The sequence below is a fragment of the Protofrankia sp. CiP1_Cm_nod2 genome (genome assembly GCF_920664355.1).
Taxonomy (GTDB): Bacteria; Actinomycetota; Actinomycetes; order Frankiales; family Frankiaceae; genus Protofrankia.
On the sequence record NZ_CAKKTL010000156.1, the window covers coordinates 1 to 10,260 of the forward strand.

The 10,260-nt window shown below is 72.0% G+C and carries 8 protein-coding genes; 2 read left to right on the forward strand and 6 right to left on the reverse strand.

Annotation, left to right across the window (positions count from 1 at the left end; translation table 11 throughout):
• From NBW84_RS16610 to NBW84_RS24430, 5 genes are all read right to left on the reverse strand, one after another.
• A partial coding sequence (locus NBW84_RS16610) for an ABC transporter ATP-binding protein (RefSeq protein ID WP_250285652.1) occupies window positions 1–890 on the reverse strand: 890 nt, incomplete at its 3' end.
• Complete coding sequence (locus NBW84_RS16615; RefSeq protein WP_250285653.1) at window positions 887–1,810, reverse strand: ABC transporter permease; 924 nt, start codon at window positions 1,808–1,810, stop codon at window positions 887–889. The genes NBW84_RS16610 and NBW84_RS16615, both read right to left, overlap by 4 nt.
• A gap of 19 nt (window positions 1,811–1,829) precedes the next feature.
• Window positions 1,830–2,789, reverse strand: coding sequence for an ABC transporter permease (locus NBW84_RS16620; protein ID WP_250285654.1), 960 nt, complete (start codon window positions 2,787–2,789; stop codon window positions 1,830–1,832).
• Between the two features lie 166 nt (window positions 2,790–2,955).
• Window positions 2,956–4,587: an ABC transporter substrate-binding protein gene (locus NBW84_RS16625; protein ID WP_250285655.1), complete on the reverse strand. Its 1,632-nt coding sequence runs from the start codon at window positions 4,585–4,587 to the stop codon at window positions 2,956–2,958.
• Window positions 4,588–4,902: 315 nt separating this feature from the next.
• A complete protein-coding gene (locus NBW84_RS24430) occupies window positions 4,903–5,016 on the reverse strand; it encodes a putative leader peptide (protein WP_445548567.1) in 114 nt (37 codons plus the stop codon).
• Window positions 5,017–5,466: 450 nt separating this feature from the next.
• On the opposite strand from NBW84_RS24430, the gene NBW84_RS16630 reads away from it, so the two are divergent.
• Both NBW84_RS16630 and NBW84_RS16635 read left to right on the forward strand, forming a co-directional pair.
• A complete protein-coding gene (locus tag NBW84_RS16630; RefSeq protein WP_250285656.1) occupies window positions 5,467–5,721 on the forward strand; it encodes a hypothetical protein in 255 nt (84 codons plus the stop codon).
• 217 nt (window positions 5,722–5,938) lie between these two features.
• Window positions 5,939–7,642, forward strand: a complete 1,704-nt coding sequence (locus tag NBW84_RS16635; protein WP_250285657.1) for a hypothetical protein — start codon at window positions 5,939–5,941, stop codon at window positions 7,640–7,642.
• Between the two features lie 277 nt (window positions 7,643–7,919).
• Here the strand turns inward: NBW84_RS16635 and NBW84_RS16640 are convergent, their stop codons facing one another.
• Window positions 7,920–10,049: a tetratricopeptide repeat protein gene (locus tag NBW84_RS16640; protein WP_250285658.1), complete on the reverse strand. Its 2,130-nt coding sequence runs from the start codon at window positions 10,047–10,049 to the stop codon at window positions 7,920–7,922.
• Window positions 10,050–10,260 lie beyond the last annotated feature (211 nt).

Sequence of the window (10,260 nt, forward strand, 5' to 3'; positions counted from 1 at the left end):
TGGGTGTAGGGGTCGCGGGGGCTGTCGAGAATCTGGGCCGTGGGCCCGCTCTCCACGATCCGGCCCTGCGACATCACCGCGATGCGTCGCGCGCGGTCCGCGGCGACACCGAGGTCGTGGGTGACGAGCAGGACGGCGGTGCCGAGCTCGTCGGCCAGGTGCTGGATGTGGTCGAGAATCAGTCGCTGCACGGTGACGTCCAGGGCGCTGGTCGGCTCGTCAGCAATGATCATCTTGGGCTGCGCCGCGATCGCGATGGCGATCAGCGCCCGCTGCCGCATGCCGCCGGACAGCTCGTGCGGATACTGCCGGGCACGGATCTCCGGTTCGGCGAGGCCGGCCCGCTCCAGCAGCGCGACCGCCTCCAGCGGAGCCGAGCGGCGGGTGGCCAGCCGGTGGATGCGCAGCACCTCGGCCACCTGGACGCCGATCCGTTTCACCGGGTTGAGGGAGACGGTGGGGTCCTGCGGGACGAGCCCGATCCGGGCCCCGCGGATGGCACGCAGCTCCCGCTCCGACAGGGTGGCGAGGTCACGGCCACCGAACCGGACACTGCCGGCGTCGATGTGTCCCCCGGCCGGCAGCAGCCCGACGATCGCGTGCGCCAGCGTGCTCTTGCCCGAGCCGGACTCGCCGACCAGCGCGACGATCTCACCCGGCTCGACGTCGAGGTCGACACCTTGGACGGCGGGCAGCGGCCCGGTCCGGGTGCGGTACGACACGGACAGCCCGCGGATCGCGAGCAGGCCCGCGCCCGCGTGATCGCCGTCGTGATCGCCGTCGTGACCATCGGTGAGGATGCCGTCGGCGCCGGCGGTGGAGGCGCCGTCAGGGGAGGCAGCGTCGCGGCTGCCGGGGCGGTCCTGGCTGTCGGTGCCGTGATCGGTCATCGTTGGGTGGCCCATTCTCCGTCCAGTGCCCGGGCGATGCGGTTGGTCGCCAGTACCGTCGCCGCCACGGTCAGGCCGGGCAGCGTCGAGAGCCACCACGCGTTGGCCAGATAGTTACGGCCGTCGGAGACGAGCGTGCCCCACTCCGGCGCGGGCGGCGCGGCGCCGTAGCCGAGGAAGCTCAGCGAGGACACCGCCAGCACCGCGGTCCCGAAGTCGAGCGTTGCCAGCACGACGACCGGCCCCATCGCGTTGGGCAGCACGTGCCGTCCGAGCACGCCGTACCAGCGCGTCCCCGACGAGCGCGCGGCCTCGACGAAGACGGCCTGGCGCACCCTGAGCACCTCGGCGCGCATGACCCGGGCGAAGCTGGCCACGCTGGCGATCCCCACCGCGACGGCGACCTTCACCGTGCCGTACCCCAGCGCGGTCACCAGCGCCAGCGACAGGAACAGGGCCGGGATGGACAGCAGCACATCGACGAAGCGCATCAGCACGTCCTCGACCCAGCGGCCGACGAATCCGGCGACCAGCCCGAGGGCCCCACCGACGACGAACGCGACCGCGACCGCGACCAGCGTCGCCTTCAGGGACAGCGCCGCCCCGTGCACGACCCGGGAGTAGGTGTCGCGGCCCAGTTCGTCGGTGCCGAACCAGTGGCGGGCGCCGGGCGGCTGGAAGTTGTCGGCCGGCACCCCCAGCAGCGGGTCACGCCCGGTGAACAGCGTCGGCCAGAACGCGGCCAGCACCACCAGCGTCACCACGATCAGTGACAGCACCAGCCCGGGACGGCGCAGGAAGAACCGCGACAGCCGCCGCACGTCCACGCCCAGCCGCGGGCCCGGCGCCGGCGATATCGCCTCGGGCGGCGGCTCGGGCCCGGCCTGGACGGCCGGCCCGGCGGCCAGTGACCGGCTCACGAGGGGCTCCTTCGCACGCTCACGCGGGGCTCCTTCGCACGGTGGCGGCTACCACGACCCGTGGGTCCAACAACGGGTAGATCAGGTCGACGACCAGGTTGACCAGCACGAAGACCAGTGCGCCGAAGACGACGACCCCCTGCACGACCGGGAGGTCCTGCACGGAGACCGCGGCCGCGGTGATCCGGCCGAGGCCGTTGCGGGCGAAGACCGTCTCGATCACGACGGCGTTGGCCATCAGCTGCCCGACCAGCAGGCCGATGACCGTCAGCGCCGGCAGGGACGCGTTGCGCAGCGCATGGCCAAGATGGACGCGGGCCCGTCCGGCGCCCTTGGCCCGGGCCGTCTGCACGTACGGCTCGTCCAGCGCGGTGAGCAGGCTCTTGGCCAGCACCTGCGCGACCATCGCGCCGGTGGGGACCGCCAGGGTGACCGCCGGCAGGACCAGGCCGCGCAGCCCGTCGTTGCCGAAGGCCGGGAACAGCCGCAGCCGGAAGGAGAACAGCTGGACGATCATCAGGCCGACCCAGAACGTCGGTATCGACACCCCCAGCGACGGCAGCGACAGCAGGGCCTGGCGCAGCCAGCGCTGCGAGGTGTAGGTCGCGACCAGCGCCAGCCCGCCGCCGAGGAGCGTCGCGAGCAGCAGTGCCGCGCCGGTGAGCTGCAGCGTCTGCGGCAGCGCGTCGGCGATCACGGAGGTCACCGGCCGGCCGGTGGACACCGAGTCGCCGAAGTCGCCGCGCAGCGCACTGCCCAGGTAGTCGACGTACTGCACCAGCACCGGCTTGTCGAACCCGTACTGCCCCTTCAGCTCCTCAAGCCGCGCCGGGTCGATGGCCGAGGAGTCCATCCCGGCGCCGGCCATCGCCGAGACCGGGTCGCCGGGCAGGTAGTCCAGCACCAGGAACGACAGCGTGTAGGCCGCCCACAGCACGCCGGCCGCCTGCGCGAGACGCCGGATCACGTAACGTCGCATCCGCTGCCCTCCTCCCGCCCGACGCGGGCGTCCCGGCCCTCATGCCTCCCGGCCCTCGCATGTCCGGGCCCTCGCACGCAACTCTCTCGCACGAGGGCGCGGCACCCGCCTGGCCTGTCCCGGTCGTTCAGGCGCCGTCCGGCCCCGCGGGCCGGCTGGTGCCGTGTCAGCTCTTCCAGGTGTCGTGCAGCTGGATCCGGCTGGACGCCTCGAAGTCCAGGTTGTGGACGTTCTTCGACACACCCAGCTCGGTCTGCAGCTCCACGACCGGGACGACGTAGGCGTTCCGCACGATCAGCTGCTGGGCCTGGGCCACCAGGTTCTGCCGCCTGACCGGATCCGGTTCGGCCGCCTGGTCGGTGAGGACGCTGTCGAGCTGGGTCGGCGGCAGCCGGTACGCGTTCGCCAGCTGCGTGGAGTACAGGGTGCGCAGGATGTCGGGGTCGGCGCGGGTCAGGTTGCCCCACAGCACGTCGAAGTCGCCCGAGCGCTGGATTTGGGCCGCCTGCGCGATCTGTAGCTCCTTCAGCACGAGATCGACACCGACCGTCTTCAGCTGCTGCTGGACCAGTTCCAGGGTCGGCTTGTTGGTGGCCGCGTTGGCGAACCAGCTCACCGCCAGGCGCAGCGGGACGCCGTCCTTCTGCCGGATCCCGTCGGCGCCGGGCACCCAGCCGGCCGCGTCCAGCAGCGACCTGGCCCGGGCGGCGTCGAAGGCCAGGTCCGAGCCGAGATCCTGGTAGCCGGGGGCCGTGTGCGCCAGGATGCTCGTCGCCGGGTGGGTGCCGGTCGGGAACACCGTGTCGGCGACCTGCTTGCGGTCGATGGCGAACAGGATGGCCTGCCGCACCTTCTGGTCCTGCAGGATCGGCCGGGAGTTGTTCAGGCTCAGGTTGAACACCACCCCCGGGTTGGCCCGTGCCTGCAGGCTGGCCCCGCCGCCCTTGAGCGCCGTCTCGTCGGCGCGGCCCACGCTGCCGATCGCGTCGACCTGTCCGGAGGTCAGGCTGGCGCTGCGCACGCCCGCCTCCGGGACCACCTTGAACGCGAGCGTGTCCAGGTACGCCTCGCCCTTCTTCGTCCACAGGGACGAGCCCCAGTTGTAGCCGGTGCGCTTCGCCAGCGTGATCGACTGGGCCGGCGCGTACTTCGACAGCACGAACGGGCCCGACCCGGTCACGCCCTCACCGCACCGCTGCTGCGGGGTTCTGGCGATGCTCGCCCCCGACACCAGCCCCAGCGAGAACGTCGACGTGGCCTGCAGGAACTGGGCGTTCGGCTGCCTGAACGCGACCGCGGCGGTGAGGTCGTCGACCACCGTGGTGCCCTCGTAACCGCTGAGGTAGCCCGTCCCCAGGACAGCCAGCGCGCCCAGCTTCGGTATCGCGTCGAAGTTGTCCTTGACCGACCGCGCGTTCACCGGCGTCCCGTCGCTGAACGTCGCACCGGGCCGCAGGTGGAAGGTGAACGTCCTCGCGTCCGGGCTGATCTCCCAGCGCTCCGCCAGCCACGGCACGATCTCGCCCGTCCGGGGGTTCTGGTCGGTCAACGAGTCGACGATCTGCCGCAGCGAGTAGATCGTGTCGTTGCTGCCCACCTGCTGCGGGTCCACACATCCCGCGTCCGAGCCCACCGCAAAGGTCAGCGTGCCCCCCGGGCGGGGTGTGCCGGCACGCGCACCGCTGGTGGGCTCGTCGTCATCGGAGCCACAGGCGCTCACCAGCGTCGCGGCCGCGGCGAGCGCGGCAACAGCCACCGCCCACCGAGGAGCGGGCCCGGACCGGGCTGATCTGTTCACAACAGTCCTTTCCTGCGAGGCAGCCGAGGGAAGCAGCCGGCGGGGCCGTATACCCGCGCACCTGAAATCCCGGACGGACCGTGACAAAAGCACAGAACAGGCAATGAAAAGAACAACGCGTTATGCGATGGACACGTAATGCCGACCCGCATGGTGTGGCGTCAGGACCACCACAGGCAGAAAGACGAGCCGAAACATGGCGATGAGGACGCACCGTGAGCCACGACCGGTGACACGGCGATGCCATGGAAACGCCAGACAGATCCACTCACGGCTGACGGCGAGCGGAGCCGGTATCAGCTCAGACGCTGGCGGCTACGGACACAGACAGCTCGTCACCCGCTGTAGATCGATATGCCGACGCGAGAACGTCGCCGGGGCGACACAGCACGGCGAAACAGCGCAGGCATGGCCATGCGACCGCTGCACGCTGGTTTCCTCCTACGACCACGCACGCGCCCACACGACCGCTCTGTCGCGCCAGGCTCATCTCTGGAGCGCCCGACCGCGGACGTGGCTACCGGCCGGTGAAACGGAGCCCGACACCGACGTCCGGTGCCAGAAGCTACCCGCCCACAGATCACCCGTCAATATCGACCGACAAGGTAGAAAATCAGCCCGACCAGGCCGGTCGCGCCCAGTCACTCACCGCATCGTCCAGCCCACCAGCTCCTTCAGTCCTCTGCCCCGGAATCCGCCGGGCCCGCACCCGGTCCGGCCCCGCGACGGCGACAGCGACAGCGGCGAGACCGTCTGCCGAGGAGGGCCGGCCCTGCCGACGAGGATCCCGTCGGCGAGGTGGACGGTCAGCGAGGTGGACGGTCGGGCCGCGGCGGGCGCTGCCGGTGGGTAGCGTGGCGGAGGTCGTGGACTCGGGGGGTGGTGGCGATCGACCGACCATGGCTGCGGGTACCGATCGGGCCCGAGGCAGCTTCGTGGTCGACGGTCACGGCGTCCCGCACGGTGCTCGTGGTGGCCCACACCGTCACCTCGACGAACCGCCTGCTCGACGTCCTTCCCGCGCTCACGGCCGACACCAGGGTCCAGGTGGTGTTCACGACGACCGGCACCTCACCCTTCAACGATGGCGTCGTCGACCTGCTGGCCGGTATCGGCGCGCGGACAGTACCGTGAGAGCAGGCGGTGGCGACCCGTTTCGACCTGGCCCTCGCGGCAAGTCACGGCGGCGACCTGCACAAACTGTCGGCTCCGTTGATTGTCATGCCCCACGGCGCCGGATATAATAAATATTTGAAACCGGAAACCGGAAACCGGAAACCGGAAACCGGAAACCGGAAACCGGAAACCGGAAACCGGAAACCGGAAACCGGAAACCGGAAACCGGAAACCGGTGTTCGGGCTGGCCCGGGAACAACTGTTACGCGACGGGAAGGTCGTCCCGTCCGCGATCGTGCTCTCGCACGAGGAGCAACGCGCCCGGCTGCGCCGCGACTGCCCGCAGGCCGTGCCCGTCGCGGTGGTGGCCGGTGATCCCTGTTACGACCGCCTGCGCGCGAGCCTGCGTTTCCGCCGGGAGTACCGCGGGGCGCTGGGAGTCAGCCCCGCTCACACACTGGTGACACTCACCTCGACCTGGGGCCCCGGGTCGCTGCTGGGCCGCTGGCCGCACCTGCCGGCCCGCCTGCTCGCCGAGTTACCGGTGGACGAGTACCGGGTCGCGGCGGTCGTGCATCCCAACGGCTGGCACGGGCACGGCCCATGGCAGCTCCGGGCCTGGCTGGACGAGGCCCGCCGGGCCGGCCTGCTGCTCATACCCGCCCGGGAGGGGTGGCGCGCCGCCCTGGTCGCCGCGGACGCGGTGATCGGCGACCACGGATCCGTCACCGTGTACGCGGCGGCGCTGGACCGGCCGGTTCTCCTCGCGGCGGGCGACCCCGCCGAAGTCGACCCGGACGGCTCCACCGCCGCCCTGCTGCGCACCGCGCCCCGGCTGACGGCCACGGCGGGGCTGCGCGCGCAGGTGGACCGGGCCGTCGCGACACACCGACCGGGCCGGTACGCGGATCTCGCGGCGGCCACGTTCGCCCGGCCCGGGGAGTCCCTGCGGGTGCTGGCCGACCTGATGTACCGGCTGATGGGCCTGCCACCGCCCGCCGGCCCACCGAGCCCGGCCCGGGCCCCGGCGCGCGTGCCGACGCCCGAACACGAATGGCGGCACCCGACCGCTCTGCTCGCCGAAACAGCCATCATCGCCGCCGGCACCGGCACCGGCACCGGCACCGGCACCGATGATGGCACCGGCAGCGGCACCGATGCGGACACCGGCCTCGGCACCGGCATGAGGGCCGCCGCGGGGACAGGCCTCGACCGGGATGCGGACGTGGGGACGAGCACGGAGGCGGGGATGGACCAGGATGCCGGGGCGAACCGGACGGCAAAGGCCGGCCAGGATTCGGACCAGGGAACAACGGCGACGGCGACGGCGACGGCGACGGCGACGGCGACGATCACAATCCGGCGACTGCCCGCGGTCGCGGACGGGCGCACGGACGGCCACCTCCTGACCGGTGGGCGCCCACGCATGACCGACCCGCACCTGGTCGTCGACATCGCCGAAACCGACATACGGCTGCTGGAGAGCGCCGACGTCATGGTGCGGCGCGTGCCCGGCATCGACTATCCCGCCGAGGAGTGGCTGGCCGACACCCTCGCCGACTACCCGGGCTGCCGGCTCGCCGCCGACGTCTCGGACCCTCCGTACTGCCTCGTCCGCCTCCGGGACGGCACGACGCTCAGGGCCTGGATGCAGGCATACGTCATACAGTCAACACAGCAAGCCGCCATGACCACGACGCAAACCGCACCCACCAGCACGCCCATACCGCCATCGGTGCCGACATCGGCGCCGACATCGACGGCGTGGGCACCCGCACGGGCGCCGACGCCGACCGACGACCCGGCCCTGCTCGCCTCCGCGATCTACGGATGGTTCGTCGAGGGCCGCCGGCCGGCGTTACCCGCCACCGGCCTACACGTCCAGACCGGGACGCGAAGCATGATCGTTCATGCGTCCAGAACAGGCACCGGGGAGTAAGCCGCGGCCAGCGCACCACCCCGCGGCCACAACCCCCCGGCCGGGCAGCCACGCCCATGTCGGATCACAAGAACTGGATCACAAGAACGAGTACGAAAGTGGCTGCCACAGCGACCACATATCCCCTCGTTCTCATGATTCGACAGTATTTGATCACAAGGGATCGGGCGGGGGGCGGTTCGGGACGAGGGACGGAGGGGCGGAGTGCGCGGAGGGGCGGAGAAAGGAGCGGCGTCGGCGTGTGCCATGTTGGACGCACCGGGCGGGTCCACGCGTGTCACGTCGCCGGATTGGTGTCCGCCAGTAGTGCCTCGCGTAGCCGGTGGGCGCGGGGGCTGCCCGCGTCGGTGTACGCGGTGAGCGCTTCCTCCCGGTGGCGCCGGGCCGCGAGGTGGTCCCCGGTCGCCGCGGCCACGTCGGCGAGCACCTCCGAGGCCAATGCCACCTGGAACGGGACGCCGCGGCGGCGCATGATGTCGATCGCCGCGGCCAGCGCCCGCTCCGCGTCGGCGTAACGGGCCAGGTCGCAGTGCACCTCCCCGAGGCTGATGAGCACCCGCGCCTGGTTGTGCTCGTCCGGTAACGCCTCAAAGCCGGCCAGGGCCTCCGCCAGCACCGCGGCCGCCTCGGCGGACCGGCCGGAACCGGCGAGCGCCCGTCCGAGATGGTGGGTCTGCAACGCGACGCCCCGGGCGTTGCCGAGGTCCGCGTTCATGCTCCGGGAACGCTCGAACGCGGCGATGGCCGCGGGGTAGTCCGCCTGCTCGAAGCGGGCCCGGCCGACGAACTCCAGCACGGACGCCTCCACCCGGCGGTTCACCGCCACACGGGCGAGCCGGATGGCCTCCTCGAACTGGGCCTCGGCCTCGGCGAAACGCTCCAGCTCGACCAGCGCCCGGCCCAGCTGGCTGCGCATCCTCGCCTCGGCCGCCTGATGGCCGAGACGAGCCGCGGCGGCAACGGCGAGCTCGTGGGATTCCAGCCACTCGGGGTAGTGCTTACGGTTGTAGTACAGCACCCACAGCGCCTCGCACAGCTCCCAGACCGCCGTGTCCCAGCCGCGCGCCGAGGCCGTGCGCACCGCGTCCAAGAGATTCGACCGCTCCGACTCCAGCCAGTCGAGCGCGGCGCCCGGGGAGGACAGCCGGGCCGGGTCGACGGCCGAACCGGCCAACGGCACGTCGTCGTCCCCCCGGCCGGCGTCATGATCGCCCTGACCGCTCCGGCCGGTACGACCGCCCTGATCGGTACGGCCGGCCCGGGTCGCACCCAGCAGCCGTTCGGCCCACCCGGCCTGCTCGGACAGCCGCATCCGGGAACCCATCGCCACCCGGTCGGCGACGGCCGCGCCGCGCAGGTACGCGTCGACGACGCGACGGGCGACATCGTCACGCCACTGTGGCGACTGCTCGCTCTCGGCGCATCGGAAGGCGTGGATCCGGACCAGTTCGTGAATTCGATACCGGCCGTCGCCCACCGCTTCGACCAGGTTCGCCGAGAGCAGAACCGCCAGCGCGTCCTCGACGACATCGGGGGGCAGGCCCGTCGCGGCCACGGCCACGGGCCCGCCGAACTCACGTCCCGGATGCAGGCCGAGCACCCTGTACAGGGCGCGGGCGTCGGCCGGGAGAGCGGCGTAGGCGACTTCCAACGCGGCTTCGATCACCGGATCACCTTCCAGGGACAGCCGGTCCAGCCGGCCGCGTTCGTCCCGGAGCCGGGCCGCCACGTCCGCCATGGCCAGGTGCGGGCCGGCCTTGAGCTGGGCACCGACGACACGCAGCGCGATCGGCAGCCCGCCGCACAGGCGCACCATCTCCGCGGCGGCCTCGGGCTCCCGGGACAGCCGCGCCGGCCCCACCATCCTGGAGATCAGCTCAACGCCGTCCGCCGGGGCGAGCGGACGCAGCGTCAGCAGATCGGCGCCGTCGGCGAGCAGCGCGGTGAGCCGATGATGGCTCGTCACCACGACCAGGCTGTCCTCCGAGGCCGGCAGCAGCGGGGTCACCTGCGACGGGAACTCGACGCCGTCGACCACGACCAGCAGCCGCAGACCGGCGGTGCGCTGCCGGTAGGCGGCTGTCAGACCCGCCAGGTCGGCCGGGATGCGGCCGCCGTGCGCGCCCAGCGCCTCGACGAACCCGCGCAGGACGTCACTGACCGCGGCAGCGCCACGGCAGGCCAGGCGCTCCACGTCGACGTAGAGCTGGCCGTCGCCGAAGCGGGGCCGGACCTCGTGCGCCCAGCGGGCCGCCGCGGCGGACTTGCCGACCCCCGGCATCCCCGTCACGACCACCACCCGCGGACAGGCAATGTCGGTGGGGCGGTCGAGCTGGTCGTGGAACGCCGCCCTGTCCGCGTTCCGGTTGACGAAGACCGCCGACACCGCGGGAAGCTGAACAGGCACGTCAACCGCTGTCGAAGCGACGGCGGACTAACGGGAACCCGCCTCCCCGGCATCCCGGGCCCACGACCGGTTCCCGCCGACGTACCCGGACAGCGTGTTGCCCGGCGCCCCGACGCTCCCGGCCAGCCGACCGTCGGGAACGCGCGGCCCGGCCGGCGACGGCGAACCCGTCATGGACACCGCCTCGTTCGACAACGTTCAGACAACCGGC